Source organism: Saccharopolyspora oryzae (assembly GCF_027853915.1).
GTDB lineage: Bacteria > Actinomycetota > Actinomycetes > Mycobacteriales > Pseudonocardiaceae > Saccharopolyspora > Saccharopolyspora oryzae.
In genome coordinates, this window is record NZ_JAQGLA010000009.1 from 15,297 (window position 1) to 41,084 (window position 25,788).

Here is a 25,788-nt window from a genome sequence, read left to right on the forward strand (position 1 = left end):
GCCCATGACCGACGCCAGCCGCCTCCCGGGCCTGATAGCACTCGACTGGGGAACCTCCGCGCAGCGCGCCTGGCTGCTCGACCGCGTCGGCCGGATCATCGACGTCCGCCGCCCTGACCAGGGCCTGCTCGCCACCACGGAGGGCATCGACGTCCGCGACGGCCATGCGCGGGAACTCGCGTACGAGGCGGCGTTCTGGTCGGCCTGCGGTGACTGGGTCACCGCGCACCCGGACGTGCCGGTGATCGCCTGCGGCATGGTCGGCAGCGCCCAGGGCTGGGCTGACGCCGGCTACCGCACCGTTCCTGCCGACCTGCGCTTCGGAGCCGACGCGCTCGTGCGGGTGCGGCACCGTCGAGGAGTCGTCCACCTCGTGCCCGGTTTGCGGGTTCCGTCCGCCGCGGACGTGCCCGGCGACGTGATCCGAGGTGAGGAAGCGCAGATCATCGGTGCGCTCGAGGCGCTGGACGAGCCCACCGGAGTGGTCACCCTGGTCCTGCCCGGCACGCACAGCAAGTGGGTGAGGGTCGACAACGGCAAGGTGCTCTCCTTCACCACCGCGATGTCCGGCGAGCTGTTCGGCCTGTTGACCGCCGATGGGATCCTCGCCCGCACGGCCGTCGAACCACGTCGCGACGACGAGGCGTTCGCCCGCGGGCTGGTCGCCGGGCGCTCGCGCGGTCTGACGGCCGAGCTCTTCGGCGCCCGTCCGCTCGTGCTCGACGGCCTCCTGGATCCGGCGTCGGTGCACGACTACGTCTCGGGCGTGCTCATCGCCCACGAGGTCGCGCACCAGTTGCCGACCACCGCCCCGGGCCGGGTGCTGCTGTGCGGAACCGAGGACCTGTGCCGCCGCTACGAACGCGCGTTGGCCGCGCACGGCGTCGTCCCGACCGTGTTGACCGAGGACGTCGCAGCGCGCGGGCTCTGGCGGATCGCGTGCTCGACCGGACTCCACCACCCCGAAGCACAGGAGCAGCAATGGCAGTGAACGGCAGCGGACTCGTCGCGATCTTGCGCGGCATCACGCCGGACGAAGTGCTCGCCATCGGCGAGGTGCTCGTCGAGGCGGGCATCGACGCCATCGAGGTGCCGCTGAACTCGCCGGACCCGTTCACCTCGGTCGAGCGGCTGGCCGGATCCTTGGGCGGGAGCTGCGCGGTGGGGGTCGGCACGGTGGTCGACGTCGCGGACGTGCCGCGAGCCCACGCCGCGGGTGCGCGGATCGTCGTCGCGCCCAACACCGATCCCGCGGTCATCGCCGCAGCGGTGGAAGCGGGCATGCGGCCGTACCCCGGAGTGGCGACGCCGACCGAGGCGTTCGCCGCTGTCGCCGCCGGCGCGCGGCACCTGAAGTTGTTCCCCGCCGACGCGGTCGGGATGGCGGGGATGAAGGCGTGGCGGGCGGTCCTGCCACCGGACGTCGAACTGCTGCCGGTCGGCGGGGTCGACGAGACCAACCTCGCCGCTTGGGCGGCGGCCGGAGCGGGCGGGGCCGGGCTCGGTTCCGCGCTCTACAGGCCAGGGGACACCCCCGCACAGGTCGGTGCCCGGGCGGTCGCGATGCGGCGCGCCTGGGCGGGTGCCACCCGCTGAGTCGGCACCGGCAGCACTAGAAGAAGGAAAACGCACCAGATGAAGATCACGTCAATGACGACATACCAGGTGCCGCCGCGCTGGCTGTTCCTGAAGATCGAGACCGACGAAGGCGTCGTCGGGTGGGGCGAGCCGGTCCTGGAGGGGCGCGCCGACGCGGTGGCCGCCACCGTCGACGAGCTCTCCGACTACCTCGTCGGCCAGGACCCGTCCCGGATCGAGGACCTCTGGACGGTGCTCTACCGGGGCGGTTTCTACCGGGGTGGCGGCATCCACATGAGCGCGCTCGCCGGGATCGACCAGGCGCTGTGGGACATCCGGGGGAAGACGCTCGGGGTGCCGGTGCACGACCTGCTCGGCGGCCGGGTGCGCGACCGGATCAAGGTCTACTCCTGGATCGGCGGCGACCGCCCGGCCGAGACCGCCCAGGCCGCCCGGGCCGTGGTCGACCGCGGCTTCACCGCGGTCAAGATGAACGGCACCGAGGAGCTGCAGTACCTCGACAGCTGGGCCAAGGTCGACCAGTGCGTGGCCAACGTCGCCGCGGTGCGCGAGGCGGTCGGACCCGACGTCGGCATCGGTGTCGACTTCCACGGCCGGGTGCACCGGCCGATGGCCAAGGTGCTGCTGCGCGAGCTGGAGCCCTACCGGTTGATGTTCGTCGAGGAGCCGGTGCTGTCCGAGCACCTGGATGGCTTCGCCGACGTGCTGCGGAGCTCGCCGATCCCGATCGCGCTGGGGGAGCGGCTGTACTCGCGGTGGGACTTCAAGTCGGTGCTGGCCTCCGGCGCGGTGGACATCGTCCAGCCCGATCCTTCGCACTGCGGCGGGATCACCGAGGCCCGCAAGATCGCGCACCTGGCCGAGGCTTACGACGTGGCGCTGGCGCTGCACTGCCCGCTCGGTCCGATCGCGCTGGCCGCCTGCCTGCAGATCGACGCGGGCTGCTACAACGCCACGATCCAGGAGCAGAGCCTGGGCATCCACTACAACACCTCCAACGACCTGCTCGACTACCTGGCCGATCCGGCGGTGTTCACCTACGACGCCGGGCAGGTCGCGATCCCGACCGGCCCGGGGCTGGGCATCGAGATCAACGAGGAGTACGTGGCCGAGCGCGCAGCCGAAGGCCACCGCTGGCGCAATCCGGTCTGGCGGCACGCCGACGGTTCCGTGGCGGAGTGGTGAGCCGGATGACCGACACCGCATCGACCGCGGCGGCGCGGGCCTCGGGCACCGCCTCCCGCGCCCGCGTGCTCATCGCCGTGCTCTTGTTCGGCACGGTCGTGATCAACTACTTGGACCGCTCGAACCTGTCGATCGCGCTGCCGGCCATCGCCGAGGAGCTGGAGCTTTCCAAGGCGCAGCAGGGGTTGCTGCTCTCGGCGTTCGGCTGGACCTACGCGGCGATGCAGATCCCCGGCGGCTGGCTGGTGGACCGGATCCGGCCGCGAGTGCTCTACCCGCTGTGCCTGGTGCTGTGGTCGTTGGCGACGCTGTTCATGGGCATGGTCGGCGGGTTCGTCGCGCTGATCGTGCTGCGGTTGCTGGTCGGCGCGTGCGAGGCGCCGGCGTATCCGATCAACAGCCGGGTCGCCACGGTGTGGTTCCCGGAGCGGGAACGCGGCACCGCCATCGGCTTCTACACCTCTGGGCAGTTCATCGGCCTGGCGCTGCTGACGCCGGTGCTGTCCTGGTTGCAGTCGGCGGTGTCGTGGCACTGGGTCTTCATCCTCACCGGCCTGGTCGGGATCGTGTGGGGCGCGGTGTGGTACCTCGGCTACCGGGAACCGCGCGAGTCGCGAGCCAACGCCGCCGAGGTCGAGCTGATCCGCTCCGGCGGCGGCCTGGTCGACCTGGTCGACGAGCAGCCGCGGCGGGCCCGGATCACCCGCGGCGACCTCGCCACGGTGCTCGGGCGCAGGAAGCTGTGGGGCATCTACCTCGGCCAGTTCTGCCTGACCTCGACGCTGTGGTTCTTCCTCACCTGGTTCCCCACCTACCTGGTGGACTACCGCGGCATGGACTACATCAAGTCCGGGTTCCTGGCTTCGTTGCCGTTCGTGGCCGCGCTGGTCGGTGTGCTGACTTCCGGTGTGGTGTCGGACTTCCTGCTGCGGCGGGGCGCGTCGCTGGGCCTGGCGCGCAAGGCGCCGATCATCATCGGACTGCTGCTGAGCACGCTGATGGTGGGGGCGAACTTCACCGACTCGACGGCGCTGGTGATCGTGTTCCTGTCCGTGGCCTTCTTCGGCAACGGGCTCGCCTCGATCACCTGGTCGCTGGTCTCGGCGCTGGCACCGGAGCGGCTGCTCGGGCTCACCGGCGGGATGTTCAACTTCATCGGCAACCTGTCGTCGATCGCGACGCCGATCGTGATCGGTTTCCTGGTCACGGAGGACAGCTTCGCCCCGGCCTTCGGCTACATGACGGCAGTGACGGTGGCCGGGATCCTGTCCTACGTCCTGCTGGTCGGCCGAGTTGAACGGGTCGCCGAGCGCTGACCGAAATCCGGGGCTCCGTTGCGCGGAGCCCCGGAAAGGCGCCGGAAGACGACGTTTTCACCGCAAGCTTCCCGCCACCCGCCGTATCCTCTCCAGCAATTCCACACTGGACGATCAGTCATGACGGTTCTGGTGGGCAAGTCCGCACCGAAGTACGCCGCCGTGGTGGCGGTTATCGTGATCGTGATCAGGAATCCCGAGACTGCGGCGTCGGCGATTCGTGTCCCCTTTATCCCCGCGGCGGAGGGGCCGTGCGCGATTCGTCGAGGAGCGGTCGTGCAGCCGACCTCTTGATCGCCGCGATGGTCGGCGGGACGACATCGCGGGCGTCTGTGCGGTGCACCAGCCACGTGTTCATCGCGAGTTCGAGGTCCTCGATCGGCCTCCAGACCCAGCCGTCGAGCTGAGTGCGTGCTGTGTGGGAGCCGACCAGGACAGCATCTACCTGGGCTGCTTCGGCGCATGCGCGTGCGTGTTCGACGAAACGCGCGAAGATCCATTCGGGTTCGATCCCGGCCGACCCGGCTGCAGCGAGCACGCCGTCCTGCTGGGTGGGGATCTGCTCACGCGAGTGCACCAGAATCCGCAGCCGGTCGAGATCGACCAAGCGGTACTGCTGGGCACTGGCGAGCGGGTGGTCAGGCCGGATCGCGACGCCGAGGGGCTCGCTGCCGATCAGGATCGACCTGGTCTCCGCCGGGGGCAGCTGGTGCACCACAGCCACGTCGAGCCTGCCCTGCGTCAGCAGCCGCAGCTGCTCGGTGCTGCCGGCCTCGACGAACCGCACCGACGCGCTCGGCACTTCCGAGAGCAGTCGGCGGGAGACCTCGACGGTCCACTTCTGCGGCAGTCCCGGCGGCAGGCCGATGTGCACGAGCTCGCGCTGCGGTGACTCCGCGCGTACGACCTCGCCCGTCGAGTCGGCGAGAGCCAGGACTTGCCTGACGTGGGCGACGAATGTCCGACCGGACGGAGTCACCGCGGCACCGGTGGAACTGCGGTCGAAGAGCTTGACGTCGAGCTCGGCTTCGATGGCGCGGATCTGCCGGCTCAGCGCGGGCTGTGCGATGTGCAGCGCTTCTGCTGCGCGGCTGAACGACCCGTGGCGGGCAACTGCCAGGACGTATCGCATGTGACGCAGTTCCACGGGCACGAGTATCGCACCGGCGGTCATACCCAGGAGGCATAGCCGGGGTGTCTCAGCTGGTCTTGGACAGGGGTGGGTCTTGCGGCATTCACTTCTGGGCATGGTTGACATCGAGGAGAGGCGACCGTGAACCCGATCAGTGCCTGTTCGATCATGTTCTTCGACCGGACCCCCGACGAGGCGATCGCGTTGGCGGTCGAGACGGGGCTGGCCGGTATCGAATGGCGGGTGTCCGACGACGGGCCCGGAGCTGGAACCGACGTTTTCACCGACAACCGGTGCACCATCGGATTCGCCGAGGTCGCGGCGCTTGCAGATCGGTGCCGCCGGAGCGATGTGGAGGTCGTCGGGCTGGACACCTATGTCGAATGCGGTGATCTGAACGAGGCTCGGCGGGCGGCAGCCGCGGCCGCCGAGGCAGGAGTGCCGTGGTTCCGGTTCCGGGCCCCGTGGCGTGACGGAATGCCGTGGGGCGAGCACGCGGACCGTGCGCGCAGGTTCGTCGACGATCTGCAGGGGATCGTTTCCGGCTTTGATGTCCGAGCTCTGCTCGAGCTGCACCAGCGTTCGATATGCCCGAGCGCATCGCTGGCGCAGCGGATCGTCGCCGGCGCTGACCCCGCACTCGTAGGAGTGATCTACGATGCCGGAAACCTGCTGGTCGAGGGGTATGAAGACCACGGCACTGCGGTGGAGTTACTCGGGGAGCACTTGGCCCACGTGCACGTCAAGAACGCCCGCTGGGTACCCGCGGAAGCGGGGAAGCCTTGGGAACTGCGCTGGTCTCGCATGGACGACGGCGTGCTCGACGTCGGCTCCCTCCGGACGGCGCTGCACCGTGGCGGCTACGACGGCTGGCTGTCCCTCGAAGACTTCACCGCTGATCTGCCGCCCGAGGCTGCTCTGAAGGTCGGTCTGCAAGTCCTGCATGCTGCGGAGCCCGCGGTGGTGAACCCGTGACCGGCGGCCGGGTCGCCCTCGTCACGGGCGGGGCCGGGGCCCTGGGGGCCGCGATCGGCGAACACCTGACCGGGCAAGCCGAGGTGGTGCTGCTCGCCGACCGGGACCTCGACGGTGCGAAGGAGCGCTGTGCGAACCTGACGGGCATCGAGGCCTGCTACCTCGATGTCGCCGACGAGACGTCGGTCCAGGCCCTCGTCGAGATGGTCGAACAGCGCTTCGGACGGCTCGACGTGATCGTCAACAACGCCGCCGTCACCGCACCCCGCGGCATGGAGGCTCTTCGCCGTGACGACTGGGAACGCGTGATGGCCGTGAACGTCTGGGGACCGACAGCGCTGTGCCGCCAGGCCGTTCCCCTGTGGAGCTCAACGCGAACGGGTGGACGGGTCGTGAACATCACTTCCCGGACTTGGTTGTCGGGCGGGCCGATCGCCTACACGAGCTCGAAAGCCGCAGTTGTCGGCCTCACCCGCTCCCTGGCACTCGAACTGGCCCCGCTCGGGGTCACGGTCAACGCGGTCGCGCCCAGCATGGTGGCCACTCCCTTCACTCGAGCCAACCGCAGCGAGGAGGAGTACGCAGCTTTCGAAGCCAAGCACCTCGCGATGACTCCGATGCAGCGTTTCGCAACGCCGGCGGACATCGCGCACGCCGTCGGCTACCTCGCCTCCGAGGCGGCCGGTTTCGTGACCGGCGAGGTCCTGCACGTCTGCGGCGGCGCCCAACTGGCCCCATCGCCCTGATCCACGCAGTCCCACGGCCGGAGAACCGCCGTGGGAAGTCGTTCTCAACGAGGAGACGCAATGACGACCGATCTGAGCCCGACCCCGGCCGATGACGCGCCCCGCGCCGTTCCGAAGTGGACTCCCTGGGCGGTGACGGCTGCGGCAGCAGGAGCCCACGTCCTGGTGTTCGTCGACAAAGGACTGCTGGGGATCGTCGCCAAGCCGATTCGCGCCGAATTCGGCATGTCCGCGACGACCTATGGAATGATCAGCAGTGCGACCTACTTGCTCACCATGATCAGCTGCCTCTTGATCGGGCTTTCCGGACGACGCATCTCCACCCGAGTCGTCCTGCTCGGGTGCGGACTTCTCTGCACGATCGGACAGATCCCGGCGGCGCTCGCTGCCGGAGCGGTGATGCTCGTCCTGAGCCGGGTCGTGGTCGGCACCGCCGAGGGGCCGACCGTGCCACTGGCCCACAACGCGGCCTACTCCTGGTTCCCCGCCGACCGGCGCGGCATGCCGGCCGCCGTCATCACCAGCGGTGCGTCCTTCGCCAAAATCGCGCTGCTCCCCGTGATCTCCTTGCTCGTCGTGGCGTTCGGATGGCGAATCGGCTTCGTCGCGATCGGCGTCATCGCCGTGGTGTGGACGACCGTGTGGTTCTTCATCGGACGGCCCGGCCCGTACGCGGGCTCCGACCATTCGGCCGGTGGCGCGTCCTCGTCGGACCGAAGCTGGATGCGGGGCCTGCGAACACCGACCATGCTGGCCTGCCTGTTCGCCACCTTCGCTCAGGGAGCTCTCGCCGCGGTCGTTTTCACCTGGCTGCCGTCCTACTTTCAGAACGGGCTCGGCTACTCGGCGACGACGGCCGGGGTGCTGTTCGCCCTGCCGAGCGTGGCGGGGGTCGGGGCGTTGGTGCTGATCGGGGGGATCGGCGACCGGCTGATGCGCGCAGGAGCCTCGGCCAAGGTAGGCCGGGGCCGGGTCGGTGGGATCTGCCTGCTGCTCTCCGGTGTCGTGCTCGCTGCGATCCCGGCGATCGATGCGCCGGTGGTCGCCGTTGCTGCGGTCACCCTCGGTTATGGCTTCTCCGTCGCGGTCAACACGGTGACCTTCCCCGTCGTGTCGGAGCTGTTCTCCGCTTCGCGGCGGGCCGGTGCGCTGGCCATGATCACGGCAGCTTCGGCCGCTGCGGGAATCGTCAGCCCGCTCGTCGCCGGGCGACTCGTCGACACCGCAGCTGCACCCGGCAGCGGTTACACCGCATCCTTCCTGGTGTTCGGAACCCTGCTCGCCGTGGGCGGACTGATCTTCGCTCTGGCCGTGGACCCCTCCCGCGATCGGGCAGTTCGAGCTTGATCGGTCCTGAAACCTCCGCTCAACCGAATGGGCTGCGTGGGTGCCGGGCGCGGATCAGGTCGAGGGCGATCTCCCGGTTGTGCTCGTTGTCCAGGTGCGCGGCCTGTGCCGCCATCTCCTCGTCGCCGGCGACGATGGCGTGGAGCAGTGCGAGATGACCTCGCCAGACGTGTTCTGGGTCCGGGCTCGTCCGGTAGGCCCAGGAGAGCCGGCCGATCAGCGGTTCGACGCGTTCGGTGACGAAGCGATTCGCTGCGGTGCGCCTCAACAACGCGTGGAACTCGTGGTTGGTGCGGCCGATCGCTTGGGTGTCCCCGTTGTCGATGGCGCTGCGGTTGGCGCGGACGACTTCGTGGAGGGCGGTCGTGGCGGCCTCGTCGGCGTACCTGGTGGCCAACCGTGCTGCCAGGGCTTCCAAGGCACCGCGGACGTCGAACATCTCGTTGATCTCGTCGGCGTCCAGTTCGCGGACGACGACGCCTCCGGTGGGCGCCGCTACCAGGTAGCCCTCGGCTTCGAGGAGGCGCAGGGCTTCGCGGACGGGTACGCGGGAGACGTTCATCCGATCGGCGATCTCGCGTTCCAGCAGTCGTTGCCCCGGGTGCAAGCTGCCGTCCGAGATGCGGGTGCGGATCTCCCGTCGCACCCAATCGCGCAGCGCGTTCGGCAACTTGGCCGCGCAGTTCTCCGAGTGGTGCATCGACATCATCGTTCCTCGGGTTCAGGAGGTCGATCGATTCGGCGAGGCCGACTGCCAGCAGCACACCACAGGTGGACGGAGAAGGGTAGTGCGCACGTCCACTTCGCGCAGCCGTCGGCTCTCGCCGCTGGAACGGGCGATGCCCGCGGCATGGCCACGGGCATCGCCCCACGTTCGGCGCTGGCGTTCATTTCCCGCCAGCAGAGCGACTTGCTTCCGAGATGTCCTCCTCGGAATCCTGTTTGGACTTGCCGCGGCGCAGCGCCCGGTCGAGTTGCCGGCGGTCGAGCTGCTTCTCCCAGCGGGCGACGATCAAGGTGGCCACCACGTTGCCGATCAAGTTCGTCGCGGTTCGTCCCTTGGCCATGATCCGGTCCGGGCCCAGGATCAACACCGCCGCTGCTGCGGGGATACCACCGACAGCTCCGATGGTGGCGGTGAGCGCGACGAATGCCGATCCTGCGACCCCGGCCATCCCCTTCGAGGTCAGCACCGCGACGAGGATGATCGTGAGCAGCTCGGAGAAACCGAGATCGGTGCCCATGGCCTGGGCCAGGAACACCACCGACGCGGAGATGTAGATGGACGCGCCGTCGAGGTTGAACGAGTACCCGGTCGGCACCACCAACCCGACCACGGTCCGCGAGCAGCCCGCGTCCTCGAGCTTCTTGGTGATCTGCGGCAGCACCGCTTCCGAGGAGCCGGTGAACGCCGCGGTGACCAGCTCCTCGCGCACGTAGTTCACCACCCGCAGGAAGCCGACGCCGGTGGTCACCCGCAACAGCACCGCGAGGAGGACGAGGAACACCAGGATCGCCAGGTAGAACGCCCCGATCATCTTCCCGAAGCTGGTCAGCGATCCGAGCCCGTACTCGCCGACGGTGTAGGCCATGACACCGAACGTCGCGATCGGCGCCAGCTTCATCACCCAGGTCACGATCGTGAAGATGATGTCCTGCAGCTTCTCGATCAAGGACATCAACGGGCGGGCGCGTTCACCGGCGTGGATCATCGCGATGCCGAACAGCACGGAGAACAGCAGGACTTGGAGCAGGCTGTTCTCGGCGAAGGCGCCGATCACGCTTTCCGGGATGATGTCGAGGACGAACTCCGACGCGCTCGCCGGAGCACCCTCGGTCTTCTCCTGCACCGAGCCGGGGTCGAGCGTGGACGGGTCCACGTTGAACCCCTGGCCCGGCCCGATGATCTCGGTGATCACCAGGCCCACCACGAGTGCGGCGGTGGAGACGATCTCGAAGTAGATGAGCGCCTTCACGCCGATGCGGCGCAGGGTGGCGAGGTCACCGGCGCCGGCGATCCCGATCACCACGACGCAGAACACCAACGGCGCGATGATCATCTTGACGAGCTTGACGAAACCGTCCCCGAGCGGTTTGAGCGCGGCACCGAAATCCGGCCACACCGCGCCCACGACGGCACCCAGCACCAGTCCTGCCGCGATCTGGAAGAACAGCGACCGGTAGAAGGGCCTCTTCTCGGCTCCCGGAACTTTGCGCTTGGATGGCCACGGCATCGCGGATCACCCTCTTGCGTCGCTGTCGGCGTCCGCGATGCCGAGGCGTGCGTGCAGAGCCGCTGTTGTCGTCCGGTCGAGCAGTGCCTCGGCGTCGCGCAGCGTTGCAAGGGGGCGTGCGTCGGCGAACTTCTCCACCTGCGGAGCGGAGATGCCCAGACACGACAGTACTGTCCGCAGCTGTGCTTCCGGAAGCACGTTGATCCAGCGGATGCCGCGTTCCCGGGATCCGGCGCTCGAGCAGTGACCGAGCAGCCGCAGCCTGGCGAGGCCTCCGTCGGGGAAGATGTTCAGGCGGACATGGGTGGCCTGCTTCCGGGTTTCGGTGTGGAAGCGGTGCAGCTGATCGGGCTGGAGTCGCTGGCGGTCGACGATCGTCCACCACGCCGTCGGATCGTCCAGGTCGTTGGTAGCGGCGTCGCAGGCCAGCAGGGAACAGGATTCCGGCGCGTTGCCGATGTAGCGCGAGGTGTCGACGATCACCTGGTGGATGTGCCCTGGCGCTGCGAGGCGGACGGTCAACCAGTCGTGGCCGTCGTCGCGGCGCCGCTTGGTCTCCCACCCGTCCTTGGTCGTGCGAGCGGTTCCCGGGGTGATGACGTTGGACGCCGGGTTGAAGAACCCGTCGCTCTGCTCGATGACCCGTCCGCCGTTCTCCAGCGCGGCCATGTCCCAGGAAAGTCCGCTGAAGTCGAGCGGGTCCGGTACGGCTTCGCCGTGCACCCGCAGGCGGGCGACCCCGCCGTCGGGGTGGATGCACAACCGCACGTGCGTGAACCTGGTCCGCGCGTGCACCGGGTAGGCGTTCTCGGTGTCGCCTTCGCAGGGAGTTTCCGCGACGATGTCGACCCATTCGGCTTCCGCGAGCTCTTCCGGACCGGGGTAGCCGTCCAGCGCGCATGCTTGCACGGAGACGCGGTCGGGGTAGTTCCCCCGGAAGAACGCGGTGTCCACGACGACGCCGTGGACGATTCCGGGGACTCCCAACCGGACCACGGCCCAGTCGTGTCCTGCGGTGCGCCTGCGGCGGGTTTCCCAGCCGTCGTAGATCCCACCGCGGTTCCCGGATTGCCCTTTGCAGGAAACGGGCGCTTCGGGTTTGATCAGATTTTCCTTCTCGACGAAGAACTCGTCGTTGGTGAGCACGACGCTACCGCCGATGTTGCGGGAGGCGAGATCCGTGAAATGGGCGAAATCGACCACGGCGCGGCCTTTCGTGTTGTCCTTGAACGGGATTCGCGGACGGATTCGGTGAGCCGTCCGTCGGTGGAGTTGAGTTTCGCCAGGCGGGCCAACCGTTTCAAGGAATCGCGGGTATACAAATCTGGTATACGCGCGGTTTCCTTGAACACGAGGCTGCCTGCTCGCAAGCTGTCTTCGAACACCGGAGTCCGTCTGTCGCGTGAGGTTGCGACCGTCCGGTGCGGCTGTCTGGAGGGCCGGCCGGGAGTGCGTCGGTGCTGAATTTGACGCTTGCTCCTGTGGCGGCCGGCGTTGCTCTGTCAGGAGGTTGATCGTGGTACATCTGTTCGTCAGCGGAGGAGCTCTGCGCGGGGGAGGAGCGCACCGGTACATCGAGGGTTGCCCGTTCATCGGTGAATTGCGCACCGCTCCGCGTTATCGGTTCGTCTGCGTGCGCAACAGGTTTCCGGCCTTGTGGCCGGTGTCGCACGACGGCGCCGAGATTCGGGGCGAGGTCTACGACGTCCCGCTGGATCGACTGCGCGACCAGTTCCTCCCCAATGAATCGCCCGAGCTCGAGCTCGGTGTCATCGAGTTGGAGGACGGGACGGCGTCATTGGCGATGTTGCTCCGGCAAACCGAGCGGATCCCCGGAAAGTACGAAGACATCACCGGTTACGGCGGCTGGCGCAGTTATCGCGACGAGGTTCCGCCGGCCAGCGCCAAGTCGTCCGGGCGCGACATGGGAAGATGATGGCGGGATCGCGTGCATTGCGCGGTGCGGCGAGCGGTTTCGCTTTTTTCCTCGGCGTTCTCGAGAAGATCGGAAACCGGGTCCCGCAACCGTTCGTGTTGTTCTGCTGGTTGTTCGCTTTCGTGGCCGTTGCGTCCACGGTCGCGGATCTGCTGGGCGCCTCGGTCGCGGTTCCTGGAAAGGACCAGGTCCTCGATGTGCGAGGAGTGCTGTCCCTGGACGGGCTCCGCTACCTGCTCGGCCACGTCATCACGAATTTCATCGATTTCCCCGGACTCGGCAACATCTTCGTCATGGTGATGGCGGTGAACGTCGCCATGGGATCCGGATTCCTCGAAGCTGGTGTGCGATGGCTGCTTTCGCGCGTTCCGGGCTGGGGGGTTCCCTACGCCGTGGCGTTCGTCGCGGCGCAAGGCCACGTCTTCTCCGACGCGTCCTACTTCGTGATCGCTCCGCTCGGCGCGGTCGCCTTCAAGGCGACGGGCCGCAACCCGCTGGCCGGGCTGATCGGCGCGTACGCGTGCCTGCAAGGTGGCTACGCAGGCGGCTTCGTCATCGGCACGTTGGACGCCACCTACATCGCGATCACCGACGCGGCGGTGCAGCTCGTTCCGGGCTTGCCGCCGGTGGACGTCCACATCGCGATGAACTACTTCTTCACCGCGGCAGTGGGCGTGATCTTCCCGCTGGTGGGCGGTTGGCTGATAGCGCACGTGCTCGAACCCCGCTTGCCGAGCCGTGAGGAGGAACCGGCGGAACACGTCGAGCTGGCCGCCGACCAGCGGCGTGGTCTCGTGGTGGCGTTGACGGCGGCCAGCGCGTTCCTGGTGCTCCTCGCCCTCGGTGCGCTGGTGCCGGGCGGGCCGTTCCACGGCTCCGACGGGACGTTGCTCTCATCGCCGTTGCTGGAGAACCTGGTGGCGGTCATCGGGGTGGCTTTCGTGCTGGTGGGGGTCGTCTTCGGCTTGGTCGCCGGGACCCTGACGAAGGAGAACAGCCTCCAAGTCCTGATGACCAGGGGAATGCGGGACATCGCCGGCCCGACCGTGGTGGTCTTCGTGATCGCGCAGGTCTTCGGCATCCTGACCTGGAGCAACCTCGGCAGCGTTCTCGCCATCGGGCTGGCCGACCTGGCGAAGTCGTCGCACGTCGACGGCTTCCTGGCGTTGCTGCTCATGGTCTGCGTCTCGGCGACCCTCAACATGGTGATCACCGGCGGTGGCGCGTTGTGGTCCCTGGTCGGCCCCGTGATGGTGCCGAGCCTGATGCTGCTGGGGCTTTCGCCAGCGGTGATCCAGGCCGCACATCGGATCGGGGACTCGACGACAACGCTGATCACCCCGATGTCGGTGTTCCTGATCGTCCTGCTGAGCATGGCGCGGGAGTACGAACCCGGCCTGCGGCTCGGAACGCTGATGACCCGGCTCGCCATCTTCGTCGTCCCGTACTTCGCGGTGTGGCTCGGCGTGCTCGGAATCTTCTACTTCTTCGACCTGCCGCTGGGCCCCGGAGCCGGGGTCGAGCTCGGCGCGCGTTGATCCAAGCTCTGCGAACCTGGAGGTTGCACCCCATGTCAGAACTGGCCCACCTCGTCGACCTCGCTTCGATCCGCCTGGGCGGCGCGGCCGTCGCCGCCAACGACGAGACCTTCGGCGGGAAGGACCACCTCCTCGACCCGCTGCCCCCGAAGTCGCACGCGGAGCACACCGGGCTCCGCGGCGAGCTCTACGACGGCTGGGAAACCCGCCGGAGCCGGAAGCCCGGCAACGACTGGGTGATCGTGCGTCTCGGCGCCGCCGGCATCGTCCGGGAGGTCGTCATCGACACGAGCTTCTTCAGGGGAAACTGCCCCAAGGCGTGTTCGGTGCAAGCCTGCGGCGTGGACGGCTACGCGTCGTCCGAGGAACTGGCCGCCCGCGATGATCTCGAATGGACGACTCTGGTCCCGGAAAGCCCCGTGGAGCGGGACAGCGTGAACCGGTTCCAGGTGGCGGTCGAGCGCCGGTTCACACATGTACGGCTGAACATCCACCCCGATGGTGGAATCGCGCGCCTGCGAGTCCTCGGCGACGTCGTCCCCGACCCGCGCCGCTTCGTCGGTGTGTCGCTGGATCTGGCAGCTCAAGCCAACGGCGGCGTCGTGCTCGACTGCAGCGACCAGTTCTTCGGGAACCCGCTCAACATCAACGCGCCCACACCGGTGCTGCGCCACGAGAAGGGATGGGAATCCACCCGCCGACGCGGGCCTGGGCACGACTGGATCGACCTCCGCCTGACCGGGAGGGGAATCGTCCGGCAGGTCGAGTACGACACCACTTACTACCGGGGCAACGCCCCGGAGAGCTTCCGGTTGCTCGGATGCGATGCCGAGCAGGCGGACCCGGCGAATCCGGGGTCGTGGTTCGAGCTGCTGCCGCACACCTGCGGACTGCACGACGCACCGCACTGGTTCTCCGTGCCCGATCCGCGTCCCACCACCCACGTACGTCTGGAGATCTATCCGGACGGAGGTGTTTCGCGGCTCAGGCTGATCGGTGAGCTCGACGCGCTCGGCCGGGGAGCTACCGGTATCCGTTGGCTGAACGCGCTGCCTCGAGCCAACGCCATCGCGGCTCTGATCTCGCTGGGCGCGAACGCTGAGACGGCGGTCGAACTGGCCGATTCCCGGCCGTTCGGCACCGCGGACGACCTCTGCGCTGAACTGGAAGCGCTGTCCTCCGGAGGTTCGGGACATGTCGCTGGCACGCTGGCAGTCCTTCTCGGCCGTTAGCGCTGGTAGACGAGGGCGAGGGGCGGTCCGTCGACACCGGTCGCCGTCTCCGTCAGCCCGGTGATCTGGTCCTGGTTGCCGTGCTGTTTATCCGTTATGGGGAACTCATCCCGGAGGGGGGAGGCGCAGCAGCGCGAGCTGGAGCAGTGTCCCCGCGTAGGTGGATTTTTTGTCACGGTGACGAAATTCGGTAGGTTCTCTGCTCCTGCCGGATCCTGGAGGAGGATTTGCTCGGATGGGGACCGAGCTTTTCACTTCCGTCGGCGCTTCGGCGGATTCTCCATGGGTACGCCGTCTTCGGAGAGCGGTGGGGAGGGCAGGTCCGCGCTCGAGGTGAGCGGTGCCGCCCCGGTCAGGGGTCTTCCGGCCGGCTCTTTGAGGAAGAGGGTGCTCACGAGCCCGATCGCACCCGCGCCGATGAGGTAGTAGCCGGGCCAGTCGAGGTTCCCCGTCGTGGTCACCGCGACTCCGATGATCGTGGGGGCGGTCCCGGCGAAGGCCGACACGAAGACGTTGAAGATGATCGCCAGGCTGCCGTACCGGATGAAGGTGGGGAAGAGCGTGGGCAGGGTGGACGGGGTCACCGCTGCGAAGCAGAGCAGCGCGAAACCCATGATCAGCAAGCCGGTGACCTGACCGGCGAGGCCCGTCTGCAGCAGCCACACCGACGGCAGGCCGAACAGGACGAGCGACGCGCTGCCGGTGATCAGGATCGGTTTCCTGCCGATCCGGTCGCTGAGCTTGCCGACGAAGACGATGACGATCAGCATCGCCAGCATGACGGCGACCTGCAGCGTGGCTGCCAACGCTCCGCTGGTTCCGCTCCCGCCGTGTGCCGGCAGGGTCGCTGTCAGGTAGGTCGGCACGTAGTTCGTCAGCACGTAGTTGGTGACGTTCCAGGCCACGATCAGCCCACCGGCGATCAGGACCGCCGAGCGGTAGTGCTTCACCAAGATCTGGAACACGCGCCGGAGCGCCATGGTGGCCATCGCCGGCGAGCGCTCCATCTGCTGCCGGAACGCCGGGGTCTCCTCGAGGTCTCTCCGGAGGTAGAGCCCGGTGACGCCCAGCGGGAGGGCGAGCATGAACGGGATCCGCCAGCCCCACGCCAGCAGATCGTCCTCCGGCAGCGCGGCCACCAGGATCGACGTGATACCGGCGCCGAGCATGTACCCGATGAGCGTGCCGAATTCCAGCAGGCTCCCGAGGGAGCCGCGCCGCTGGTCCGGGGCGTACTCGGCGACGAGCGTCAGGGCTCCGACGTACTCGCCGCCCACCGAAAAGCCTTGGAGCATGCGGATGAACAGCACGATCAGCGGCGCTGCGATGCCGATCGCGCCGTAACTGGGAACGAGCCCGAGCAGCGCGGTCGCGACCGTCATGAGCAGGACCGTGGCGGACAGGACTCTGGTGCGGCCGAAGCGGTCTCCCAGCGGTCCCAGGATGATTCCGCCGAGCGGGCGGACCAGGAACGCGGCGGCGAAGGTGCCCAGGGTGAACACCGGTGCCCACTCGCCGGCATCGGGGAAGAACACCCGGTCGAGGGCGAGGGCGATGTAGGAATAGGCGCCGAAGTCGTACCAGGTGGCGATGTTGCTCAAGGTCGCGGCCGTTGTCGCGCGACGAATCGTCTGCGCGTCCTCGATGGCCAACTCGCCGCCCGGTCCCCGAGGTACGGGAGCGCCGTTCACCCCGCCGCTCCAGTCGGCAGGCCGCCCGATCGGGACGTTCGAGGAGGTCGACGCATGATCACCTTCGGTCCGCACAACTGATATATCTGTTCAAGCTAATAGGTGTGTCTTGGGTGGTCAAGCTTTTCCGGCGCCGGCTACGGGCCTGCGAGGTCCTGCAGGCGTTCGAGGATCTCCTCGGCCGCCTCGCCGAGAACTCGTGCCACGGCGGGGAAATCGGTCCCGCGGAGGTGCTGGCTGTCGGCGGAGACGCTCAGCGCTCCGGCCATGCGCCCGCCGGGGCCCCGCACCGGGACCGCGACGGAGCGGAGCTCGGCCTCGAACTCGCCGACCGCGGTTGCCCAGCCTCGGTCGCGGACCCGGTTGAGGTCGGCGGTCAGGGCGCCCCGGGAAATGATGGTGTTCTCGGTGAAGCGGGGCAGCGGTTGCCGCAGGACTTCCTCGAGCTCCTCGAACCCGAAGTTCGCCAGCAGCACTTTTCCGCACGCAGTCGCGTGCAGCGGCACCCGGAGGCCGATCCAGTTGCGCTCCGTCCGGGGCTCCTGGGTGACGGTGGTGGCACCACCGCCCTCGAGGACGCTGAGGCTCACGGTCCCGTGCAGTTCGGACGACAGTCGGGCGCAGATGGACTTGCTCTCCCTCGCGATGTCCAGCTGTGCCGTGGTGGCTCCGGCGAGCCGGACGATGCCGAAGCCGAGCTGGAACTTCCCGCGAGACCCCACCTGCTCGACGAACCGGAACTTCTCCATGGTGGTCATCAGGCGGGACACGGTCGACTTGTGGACCCCCAGCTCGCGCGCGAGCTCGGTGACGCCGGAGGGCCCGTGTTGGGCCAGGAGGGTGAGCATGGACAGCGCCCGATCCACGGCTTGGGTGGCGGTCCGCGGCTCGGCGGCCGCTGCGGGCTCGCTCTTGTTGTGCATCCTGCAACTCCGAACTCGGCGCGGGTTGATTTGGGATCGGTTAATTGACGGGAAACGATAAGTGCCGGATGCTCTGTTGCGAATCGCACGTCGTGTTCCGCAATGAGCAACAGGAGCAACGATGATCTTAGTTGGCGCGGTGGCCGATATTCCGGTCGGGGAGTCTGTACGCGTGCAGGGCAGCGTGGCAATCGCGGTCTTCAACGCGGACGGCACCTTCTACGCGATTGACGACACGTGCACCCATCAGGATGCGTCGCTGTCGGACGGTTGGCTCGAGGACTGCGCGGTCGAGTGCCCCTTGCACGCCGCCTGCTTCGACCTCCGCACTGGAAAGCCCAGCGGGCCGCCTGCGCGGAAGCCCGTGCGAACGCACGAGGTGGTCATCGTCGACGGGCAGGTGTTCGTTAGCGAAACGGTCGAAGTCGGCGCGGATGCCGGCGCGGACGTTGCCGGAGCGGTTGGCGAAGGGGTTCGTTGATGCAGACGATTGCCGTTGTCGGCGCGTCCCTCGCCGGGCTGACCGCCACCCGGTCCCTGCGCGATCAGGGATTCGAGGGGCGCATCGTCGTGGTCGGCGACGAGGTCCACGCGCCCTACGACCGACCGCCGCTGTCGAAGGAGTTCTTGGCCGGGACGGTTTCGGAAGACGATCTGAAACTGGCGACGCCCGAGGACGACGAGCTGCGCGCGGACTGGCGCCTCGGGCGCACCGCGACCGCTCTCGACACCGGTGATCGGGCGGTGGTGCTCGACGACGGTGAGCGGATCGCGGCCGACGGCGTGGTGCTGGCGACCGGCGCCCGGGCCAGGAGCCTCCCCTGGGACCTGCCGAAGGGCGTGCACACCCTCCGCACGCTCGACGACGCAGTGGCGCTGCGCGAGGAGCTGGTCGCGGGAGCCCGCCTGGTCGTGATCGGCGCGGGGTTCATCGGCTCCGAGATCGCCTCGACGGCGGTGGGCCTGGGTGTCGAAGTCGACGTCGTCGAAGCCGCGGCCGTGCCGCTGCTGAAGCCGCTCGGTGCCGAGATGGGCGAGATCTGCGCCGGGTTGCACGCCACGAAGGGAGTGCGGCTGCACACCGGCGCCACGCTCGCCGAATTCGTCGGCGGTGATCAGGTGACGGGCGTCCGCTTGTCCGACGGTCGCGAACTGCCCGCCGACGTGGTGGTGGTCGGGATCGGCGCGGAACCGTGCGTGGAATGGCTGAGCGGGTCGGGCGTCGAGCTTGACGACGGTGTCGTGACCGACGCGCAAGGCGTCACGAACGTCCCCGGCGTCATCGCGGTGGGGGACTGCGCCAACTCCCACCGCACCTTCCTCGGCGCGACGCGCCGCATGGAGCACTGGACCAACGCCCTGCAGCAGCCGGTCGCCGGGGTGTCCGCCCTCCTCGGCCGGGACTACGCACCGCCGGCGCACCACGAGGTGCCGTACTTCTGGTCGGACCAGTACGGCCACAAGATCCAGTTCGCCGGCCGCCGCACCGAGGGTTCCAAGGTCGAAGTGCTCGAGGGGAGCCTCGAAACGCTCGACTTCCTCGTGCTCTACCGCGATCAGGACGGGAACCCGGAAGGGGTTCTCGGGATCGATCGCGCCCGCTCGTTCGGGAGGTGGCGCCGCCAGCTGGCGGGATTCCTGCCGGCGGTGCGCTGACCGCACTCGTGCAGTCCCCTCCGCGGTCCTCGGGTGCGAAAGGCTCGTCTGCTCCTTGAGCCTTTCGCACCCCGGAGCCGCGCCGACTGTTCATCGCAGCATTGCAGCAGAAGGAAAGGATCGTTCGTGAGCTCCGTCGAAGCCCACGGCCAGCAGAAGCCGGAATCCGCGTCCAGCCTGATCCCGACCCTGCCGGGATCGCACTACACCGACGAAGCGGTCTTCGAGCTCGAGAAGTCCCGGATCTTCCAGAGCAACTGGTTCGCCGCGGCCCGCAGCAGCGACATCCCCTCGCCGGGCAGCTTCCGCAACGTCGACGTCGGCGGGGAGAGCGTGCTGATCGTGCGCGGTCGCGACGGTGCGTTGAGAGCCTTCCTCAACGTCTGCCGGCACCGCGGTGCGCGCTTGTGCACCGAGGAGACCGGATCGGTCCGCAAGTCCCTGCAGTGCCCGTACCACGCGTGGACCTACGGCCTCGACGGTTCGCTCATCGCCGCGCCGAACCTGACTTCCATGAAGGACGTCAACCGCGACGAGTACGGACTCATCGGCGTCGCTTTGAAGGAGTGGCTCGGAACCGTCTGGGTCTGCCTCGCCGACGAGCCGCCGTCCTTCGAGGACGCCGTGCAGGGCGCGGTCACGGCCAGGATGGGTGATCCCGACGCCATCGACGGCTGGGGGATCGACCAGCTGGTGGTCGGCAAGCGGATCACCTACGACGTGAAGGCGAACTGGAAGCTCATCGTCGAGAACTTCATGGAGTGCTACCACTGCGCGACCATCCACCCCGAGCTGACCGAAGTGCTGCCCGAGTTCGCCGACGGCTACGCGGCGCAGTACTTCGTGGGGCACGGGGCGGAGTTCGGCGAGGAGATCACCGGGTTCACCGTGGACGGCCAGGGCGGGTTCGACACCCTCTCCGGCGTCGACGAGGACCACGACCGGCGCTACTACGCGATCACGATCAACCCGCAGGTGTTCATCAACCTCGTCCCGGACCACGTGATCTTCCACCGGATGTACCCGGTGGCCGTGGACCGGACGATCGTCGAGTGCGACTGGCTCTACACGCAGGAGCTCATCGACAGCGGTGTCGATCTGTCCCGTTCGGTGGAGCTGTTCCACCGGGTCAACCAGCAGGACTTCGACGCGTGCGAGCGCTGCCAGCCGGCGATGTCCTCGCGGGCTTACGCCGCGGGCGGAGTGCTGGTTCCCAGCGAGCACCACATCGGTGAGTTCCGGGACTGGGTGGCGTCCGCGATCGCGGGCTGAGACCCGCTGGAAGCCGGGCGAACCCGGTGCGCGTCCCTGCGCCGTGAAATGACCGCACTGCGCTCTGGACTGATATACCAGACGCATGTCACAGTGGGCGTCGCAATCGCGTTCTAGCCCCCGGGTCCGGGGGCTAGCATCCCGAATCCTGGTCCGAGCCCGACCACCGGCGGCTGCGCCGGTGGTCGAGCGACCAGCACGAAGAAGGAGAAAGGCTTTATGCCACAAGAGGTCCGCGGAGTCGTCTCGCTCGCGCAGGGCAAGCCCGTCACGGTCGAGACGATCGTGATCCCCGACCCCGGCCCCGGTGAGGCCGTCGTGCAGGTGCAAGCGTGCGGGGTGTGCCACACGGACCTGCACTACCGGGAGGGCGGGATCAACGACGAATTCCCGTTCCTGCTGGGGCACGAGGCCGCAGGCATCGTGGAATCGGTCGGTGAGGGCGTCGTCAACGTCGCTCCGGGCGATTACGTGATCCTGAACTGGCGCGCGGTCTGCGGGCAGTGCCGCGCCTGCAGCAAGGGCAAGCCGCAGTACTGCTTCGACACGCACAACGCGACGCAGAAGATGACGCTGGCATCGGGGCAGGAGCTGAGCCCGGCGCTGGGGATCGGAGCCTTCGCGGAGAAGACCCTCGTGGCCGCCGGGCAGTGCACCAAGGTCGACCCGCGGGTGAAGCCGCAGGTGGCGGGGCTGCTCGGATGCGGCGTGATGGCCGGCATCGGCGCTGCGATCAACACCGGGGGAGTGGGCCGCGGTGATTCGGTCGCCGTCATCGGCTGCGGAGGCGTCGGCGATGCGGCCATCGCGGGCGCGGAGCTCGCCGGCGCGAGCACGATCGTGGCGGTGGACCGCGATCCGCGGAAGCTCGACCAGGCCCGGGAATTCGGTGCCACGCACTTCGTCGACGCGCGGGAGACCGATGTCGTCGAGGCGATCCGGAGCCACACCGGGGGATTCGGCGCCGACGTGGTGGTCGACGCCGTGGGGCGCCCGGAGACCTGGAAGCAGGCGTTCGAGGCCCGCGACCTGGCCGGCACGGTCGTGCTCGTCGGTGTGCCGACGCCGGACATGATGGCCCCGGAGCTGCCGCTGATCGAGTACTTCGGCCGCGGCGGTGCGCTCAAGTCCTCGTGGTACGGCGACTGCCTGCCCTCCCGCGATTTCCCGGCACTGGTCGACCTGCACCTGCAGGGCCGGTTGCCGCTGGAGAAGTTCGTGACCGAGGAGATCTCCCTCGACGCGGTCGAGGACGCCTTCGAGAAGATGCACCGCGGTGACGTGCTGCGTTCGGTGGTGGTCCTGTGAGCCCGATCGAGCACCTGGTCACCTCGGGCACCTTCTCCCTGGACGGGGGCACCTGGGAGGTCGACAACAACGTCTGGCTCATCGGCGACGAGCGCGAGGTCCTCGTCATCGACCCCGCGCACGACGCCGAGGCGATCGCCGAGCGGATCGGCGATCGCCGGGTGACGGCGATCGTGTGCACCCACGCCCACGACGACCACGTCGGCCAGGCGCCGGTGCTGTCGGACAGCTTCGACGCGCCGATCCTGCTCGACCCGGCTGAAGCACCGCTGTGGAAGCTGACGCACCCGGACCGGCAACCGGACCGGGAGCTGTCGGACGGCCAGATCATCACCGTGGCCGGGATCGACCTGCGCGTCCTGTCGACGCCGGGGCACTCACCGGGCTCCGTCTGCCTCCACGCCCCCGAGCTGAAGACGCTCTTCACCGGGGACACCCTGTTCCAGGGCGGACCCGGTGCCACCGGGCGGTCCTACTCCAGCTTCGACACGATCATCAGCTCCATCAGCCGCAACTTGCTTGCGCTGCCCGGTGAAACCACTGTCCACACCGGACACGGCGGCTCGACCACCATCGGTGCCGAGGCGCCGCACCTGGAGGAGTGGATAGCCCGGGGGTACTGACCGCCGGGCATTCCGGAGAAGTCGTCCTCGGACTGTTGACCGAGCGTGCGACGGCCCTTAATTTGACATGTAACTGATATATCAAACACCGAACACAGATACACCGGGAGGTCGGCCGCATGTCCGTAACGGTTGATCGTCAAGGGGCGCCGAGCGCCGAGAACGTGCTCGGTCTCCCCCTGGCGGAGACGGACCCGGAGGTCCATGCGGCCGTCAACCGGGAATTGGCCCGGCAGCGCGACACGCTGGAGATGATCGCGAGCGAGAACTTCGCGCCGCTGAGCGTGATGCAGGCCCAGGGCTCGGTGCTGACCAACAAGTACGCCGAGGGGTACCCGGGGCGCCGCTACTACGGTGGTTGCGAGAACGTCGACGAGATCGAGCAGCTGGCGATCCACCGCGTCAAAGCGCTCTTCGGAGCCGACTACGCGAACGTGCAGCCGCACTCCGGCGCCCAGGCGAACTCCGCGGTCATGTCCGCGCTGCTGGAACCGGGCGACACCTTCCTCGGCCTGGACCTCGCGCACGGCGGGCACCTGACCCACGGCATGCGCCTGACCTTCTCGGGGAAGTACTTCGACGCCGTTGCGTACCACGTGCGCGAGGACGACCACCTCGTGGACATGGACGAGGTGGAGCGGCTGGCGAAGGAGCGGCGGCCCAAGCTGATCATCGCGGGCTGGTCGGCCTACCCGCGGCAGCTGGACTTCGCGGAGTTCCGGCGGATCGCCGACGAGGTCGGTGCCTACCTGATGGTGGACATGGCCCACTTCGCCGGACTGGTGGCAGCGGGTCTGCACCCGTCCCCGGTGCCGCACGCGCACGTGGTCACCTCGACCACCCACAAGACGCTCGGAGGACCGCGCGGTGGGGTCGTGCTCGCTCAGGGGAGCCTGGCGAAGAAGCTGAACTCCAGCGTCTTCCCGGGGCTGCAGGGCGGTCCGCTCGAGCACGTGATCGCGGGCAAGGCGGTGGCGTTCAAGCTCGCCGGAGAGGCCGCCTTCCGCGAGCGGCAGGAGCGCACCCTCACCGGCGCGAGGATCCTGGCCGACCGGCTGCTGCTGGAGGAGAAGGTCGGCGTGGTGTCCGGTGGCACCGACGTCCACCTGGTCCTGGTCGATCTCCGCAACTCCGAGATGGACGGGAAGCAGGCCGAGGACCGGCTGCACCGGGTCGGCATCACGGTGAACCGGAACGCGGTCCCGTTCGACCCGCGGCCGCCGATGGTCTCCTCCGGCGTCCGCATCGGAACTCCGGCGCTGGCCGCGCGGGGCTTCGACGAAGAAGACTTCCACGAGGTCGCGGACATCATCGCGCTGGCGCTGCGCCCCGAAACGCCGCAAGCCGGCCTCGACGCCCTCACCGAGCGCGTCGCGAACCTCGCCCAGAGCCGTCCTCTGTACCCGGAGCTGCAGGCATGAACACGAACAGCACGCCGCCCGGCGCGGATCTGCCCGAACACCCGGACTTCCTCTGGCGCAACCCGGAGCCGAAGAAGTCCTACGACGTGGTCATCATCGGTGGTGGCGGGCACGGTCTGGCAACCGCGCACTACCTGGCCAAGAACCACGGCATCACCAACGTCGCCGTGCTGGAGAAGGGGTGGCTCGCGGGCGGCAACATGGCCCGCAACACCACGCTGATCCGGTCCAACTACCTGTGGGACGAATCGGCCGCGATCTACGAGCACGCCTTGAAGCTGTGGGAAGGGCTGGAGGACGAGCTCGGCTACCCGATCCTGTTCTCCCAGCGCGGTGTGCTCAACCTAGCCCACACCGAGCAGGACATCCGGGATTCGGTCCGGCGGGTCGAGGCCAACAAGCTCAACGGCATCGATGCCGAGTGGCTGAGCCCGGAAGAGGTCAAGCAGGTCTGCCCGATCGTCAACATCTCCGACGACATCCGCTACCCGGTGCAGGGCGCCACCTACCAACCCCGGGCGGGGATCGCCAAGCACGACTACGTCGCTTGGGGATTCGCCCGCAGTGCGGACGAGGCCGGTGTCGACCTGATCCAGGACTGCGAGGTCACCGGGTTCACAGTGGACGGTGAGCGGGTGACCGGCGTGCGCACCAGCCGCGGTGACATCGCCTGCGGGACCGTCGCGCTGTGCTCCTCGGGGCACACCTCCGTCCTGCTGGACAAGCTCGGTGTCCGCACGCCGCTGCAGTCGCACCCGTTGCAGGCCTTGGTGTCGGAGCTGCTGGAGCCGGTGCACCCGACCATCGTGATGTCCAACGCCGTGCACGTGTACGTCTCCCAGGCGCACAAGGGCGAGCTGGTGATGGGTGCGGGCGTGGACTCCTACAACGGCTACGGACAGCGCGGCGCTTTCCACATCATCGAGCGGCAGATGGCCGCTGCCGTGGAGCTGTTCCCGGTCTTCGCCCGCGCACACCTGCTGCGCAGCTGGGCGGGGATCGTCGACGTCACCCCGGACGCGAGTCCGATCGTCGGGCGCACACCGTTCGAGAACGTCTACGTCAACTCCGGTTGGGGGACCGGGGGGTTCAAGGTCACGCCGGGGCTCGGCTCGTGCTACGCGCACACCATCGCGCACGGCGAGCCGCATCCGTACGTCGCGCCGTTCAGCCTCGACCGCTTCACGACCGGAGCGCTCGTCGACGAACACGGCGCAGCTGCCGTCGCCCACTGAAACCGAGGACTGCTAGCTATGCAACTGATCCACTGCCCTTGGTGCGGCCCCCGCGAGGAGGTCGAGTTCCACTACGGCGGCCAGGCCGACGTCTCCTACCCGGAGACCCCTGCCGATCTGTCGGACCAGGAGTGGGCCGAGTTCGTGTTCTACCGCGACAACAACAAGGGGCCGTTCCCCGAGCGGTGGTGCCACAGCACGGGCTGCCGACGCTGGTTCAACGCCGTCCGGGACACCCGCACGTACGAGTTCCTCGCCGTCTACCGAGTCGGTGAACCGGTGCCCAGCGTTCCCGGCATGGAACCCACGAAGTCAGAGGTGCGGTCATGAGGAGCCTTGTGTCAACCCCAGCTCTCCTCAACCGCACCTCAGGGGACCGTGATGCAAACCAGCCACAAGAAACCGCACGACGGGAGATC

The 25,788-nt window shown here is 68.2% G+C and carries 24 protein-coding genes; 18 read left to right on the top strand and 6 right to left on the bottom strand.

What is annotated here, in order from left to right:
* Positions 1-4 precede the first annotated feature (4 nt).
* From OU415_RS08525 to OU415_RS08540, 4 genes are read left to right on the top strand one after another with little or no spacing between them, the layout of a single operon-like run.
* Positions 5-991, top strand: coding sequence for a 2-dehydro-3-deoxygalactonokinase (locus tag OU415_RS08525; RefSeq protein ID WP_270948058.1), 987 nt, complete (start codon positions 5-7; stop codon positions 989-991).
* A complete protein-coding gene (locus tag OU415_RS08530) occupies positions 982-1,596 on the top strand; it encodes a 2-dehydro-3-deoxy-6-phosphogalactonate aldolase (protein ID WP_270948059.1) in 615 nt (204 codons plus the stop codon). Before OU415_RS08525 ends, OU415_RS08530 begins: the two co-directional genes overlap by 10 nt.
* 39 nt (positions 1,597-1,635) lie before the next feature.
* Positions 1,636-2,784 (top strand): galactonate dehydratase, encoded by a 1,149-nt coding sequence (dgoD, locus tag OU415_RS08535; RefSeq protein ID WP_270948060.1) that lies wholly within the window; start codon positions 1,636-1,638, stop codon positions 2,782-2,784.
* Between the two features lie 5 nt (positions 2,785-2,789).
* Positions 2,790-4,100 (top strand): MFS transporter, encoded by a 1,311-nt coding sequence (locus OU415_RS08540; protein ID WP_270948061.1) that lies wholly within the window; start codon positions 2,790-2,792, stop codon positions 4,098-4,100.
* 229 nt (positions 4,101-4,329) lie between these two features.
* On the opposite strand, the gene OU415_RS08545 is transcribed toward OU415_RS08540, so the two are convergent.
* Positions 4,330-5,247 (bottom strand): LysR family transcriptional regulator, encoded by a 918-nt coding sequence (locus OU415_RS08545; RefSeq protein ID WP_270948062.1) that lies wholly within the window; start codon positions 5,245-5,247, stop codon positions 4,330-4,332.
* A gap of 126 nt (positions 5,248-5,373) precedes the next feature.
* Between OU415_RS08545 and OU415_RS08550 the strand changes: the two genes are divergently transcribed.
* Genes OU415_RS08550 through OU415_RS08560 form a run of 3 tightly spaced genes read left to right on the top strand, consistent with a single transcriptional unit; the run spans position 5,374 to position 8,300 of the window.
* Positions 5,374-6,207, top strand: a complete 834-nt coding sequence (locus OU415_RS08550; protein WP_270948063.1) for a sugar phosphate isomerase/epimerase family protein — start codon at positions 5,374-5,376, stop codon at positions 6,205-6,207.
* Positions 6,204-6,953 (top strand): SDR family NAD(P)-dependent oxidoreductase, encoded by a 750-nt coding sequence (locus tag OU415_RS08555; protein WP_270948064.1) that lies wholly within the window; start codon positions 6,204-6,206, stop codon positions 6,951-6,953. The genes OU415_RS08550 and OU415_RS08555 overlap by 4 nt, the downstream gene beginning before the upstream one ends.
* Positions 6,954-7,013: 60 nt before the next feature.
* A complete protein-coding gene (locus OU415_RS08560; RefSeq protein WP_270948065.1) occupies positions 7,014-8,300 on the top strand; it encodes an MFS transporter in 1,287 nt (428 codons plus the stop codon).
* 19 nt (positions 8,301-8,319) lie between these two features.
* Here OU415_RS08560 and OU415_RS08565 read toward each other — a convergent pair whose 3' ends face one another.
* The 3 genes from OU415_RS08565 to alc (OU415_RS08575) all read right to left on the bottom strand — a co-directional run bounded on the left by OU415_RS08565 (position 8,320) and on the right by alc (OU415_RS08575) (position 11,737).
* A complete protein-coding gene (locus tag OU415_RS08565; RefSeq protein ID WP_270948066.1) occupies positions 8,320-9,006 on the bottom strand; it encodes a GntR family transcriptional regulator in 687 nt (228 codons plus the stop codon).
* Between the two features lie 181 nt (positions 9,007-9,187).
* On the bottom strand, positions 9,188-10,534 hold the full coding sequence (gene dctA, locus OU415_RS08570) for a C4-dicarboxylate transporter DctA (RefSeq protein ID WP_270948067.1): 1,347 nt from the start codon (positions 10,532-10,534) through the stop codon (positions 9,188-9,190).
* A 6-nt stretch (positions 10,535-10,540) separates the two neighbouring features.
* Positions 10,541-11,737: an allantoicase gene (gene alc, locus OU415_RS08575; protein ID WP_270948068.1), complete on the bottom strand. Its 1,197-nt coding sequence runs from the start codon at positions 11,735-11,737 to the stop codon at positions 10,541-10,543.
* Positions 11,738-12,050: 313 nt separating this feature from the next.
* Here alc (OU415_RS08575) and OU415_RS08580 point away from each other — a divergent pair, with 313 nt between their 5' ends.
* The 3 genes from OU415_RS08580 to alc (OU415_RS08590) are packed head-to-tail and all read left to right on the top strand — an operon-like array spanning position 12,051 to position 15,240.
* Positions 12,051-12,470 carry an allophanate hydrolase-related protein gene (locus OU415_RS08580; protein ID WP_408641823.1) on the top strand — a complete coding sequence of 140 codons (420 nt, stop codon included), beginning with the start codon at positions 12,051-12,053 and terminating at the stop codon, positions 12,468-12,470.
* Positions 12,470-14,008 carry an AbgT family transporter gene (locus tag OU415_RS08585; RefSeq protein ID WP_270948192.1) on the top strand — a complete coding sequence of 513 codons (1,539 nt, stop codon included), beginning with the start codon at positions 12,470-12,472 and terminating at the stop codon, positions 14,006-14,008. The genes OU415_RS08580 and OU415_RS08585 overlap by 1 nt, the downstream gene beginning before the upstream one ends.
* Positions 14,009-14,040: 32 nt before the next feature.
* On the top strand, positions 14,041-15,240 hold the full coding sequence (gene alc / locus OU415_RS08590) for an allantoicase (RefSeq protein WP_270948070.1): 1,200 nt from the start codon (positions 14,041-14,043) through the stop codon (positions 15,238-15,240).
* 251 nt (positions 15,241-15,491) lie between these two features.
* Here alc (OU415_RS08590) and OU415_RS08595 read toward each other — a convergent pair whose 3' ends face one another.
* Both OU415_RS08595 and OU415_RS08600 read right to left on the bottom strand, forming a co-directional pair.
* Positions 15,492-16,931, bottom strand: coding sequence for an MFS transporter (locus OU415_RS08595; protein WP_270948071.1), 1,440 nt, complete (start codon positions 16,929-16,931; stop codon positions 15,492-15,494).
* 137 nt (positions 16,932-17,068) lie between these two features.
* Complete coding sequence (locus OU415_RS08600) at positions 17,069-17,854, bottom strand: IclR family transcriptional regulator (RefSeq protein WP_270948072.1); 786 nt, start codon at positions 17,852-17,854, stop codon at positions 17,069-17,071.
* A 121-nt stretch (positions 17,855-17,975) separates the two neighbouring features.
* Between OU415_RS08600 and OU415_RS08605 the strand changes: the two genes are divergently transcribed.
* The 8 genes from OU415_RS08605 to OU415_RS08640 all read left to right on the top strand — a co-directional run bounded on the left by OU415_RS08605 (position 17,976) and on the right by OU415_RS08640 (position 25,699).
* On the top strand, positions 17,976-18,335 hold the full coding sequence (locus tag OU415_RS08605) for a bifunctional 3-phenylpropionate/cinnamic acid dioxygenase ferredoxin subunit (RefSeq protein ID WP_270948073.1): 360 nt from the start codon (positions 17,976-17,978) through the stop codon (positions 18,333-18,335).
* Complete coding sequence (locus OU415_RS08610; protein ID WP_270948074.1) at positions 18,335-19,510, top strand: NAD(P)/FAD-dependent oxidoreductase; 1,176 nt, start codon at positions 18,335-18,337, stop codon at positions 19,508-19,510. The genes OU415_RS08605 and OU415_RS08610 overlap by 1 nt, the downstream gene beginning before the upstream one ends.
* 126 nt (positions 19,511-19,636) lie before the next feature.
* Positions 19,637-20,782 (top strand): aromatic ring-hydroxylating oxygenase subunit alpha, encoded by a 1,146-nt coding sequence (locus OU415_RS08615; RefSeq protein ID WP_270948075.1) that lies wholly within the window; start codon positions 19,637-19,639, stop codon positions 20,780-20,782.
* 219 nt (positions 20,783-21,001) lie between these two features.
* Positions 21,002-22,090, top strand: a complete 1,089-nt coding sequence (locus tag OU415_RS08620) for an S-(hydroxymethyl)mycothiol dehydrogenase (protein WP_270948076.1) — start codon at positions 21,002-21,004, stop codon at positions 22,088-22,090.
* Entirely contained in the window at positions 22,087-22,713 is a 627-nt protein-coding gene (locus OU415_RS08625; RefSeq protein WP_270948077.1) for an MBL fold metallo-hydrolase, read from the top strand. Before OU415_RS08620 ends, OU415_RS08625 begins: the two co-directional genes overlap by 4 nt.
* A 119-nt stretch (positions 22,714-22,832) precedes the next feature.
* A complete protein-coding gene (locus OU415_RS08630; RefSeq protein ID WP_270948078.1) occupies positions 22,833-24,134 on the top strand; it encodes a serine hydroxymethyltransferase in 1,302 nt (433 codons plus the stop codon).
* The gene (locus OU415_RS08635) at positions 24,131-25,369 is read left to right on the top strand and encodes a sarcosine oxidase subunit beta family protein (RefSeq protein ID WP_270948079.1); all 1,239 of its coding nucleotides are present in this window, start codon (positions 24,131-24,133) and stop codon (positions 25,367-25,369) included. Before OU415_RS08630 ends, OU415_RS08635 begins: the two co-directional genes overlap by 4 nt.
* Positions 25,370-25,387: 18 nt before the next feature.
* On the top strand, positions 25,388-25,699 hold the full coding sequence (locus tag OU415_RS08640; RefSeq protein WP_270948080.1) for a sarcosine oxidase subunit delta: 312 nt from the start codon (positions 25,388-25,390) through the stop codon (positions 25,697-25,699).
* The last annotated feature ends 89 nt before the right edge of the window (positions 25,700-25,788 follow it).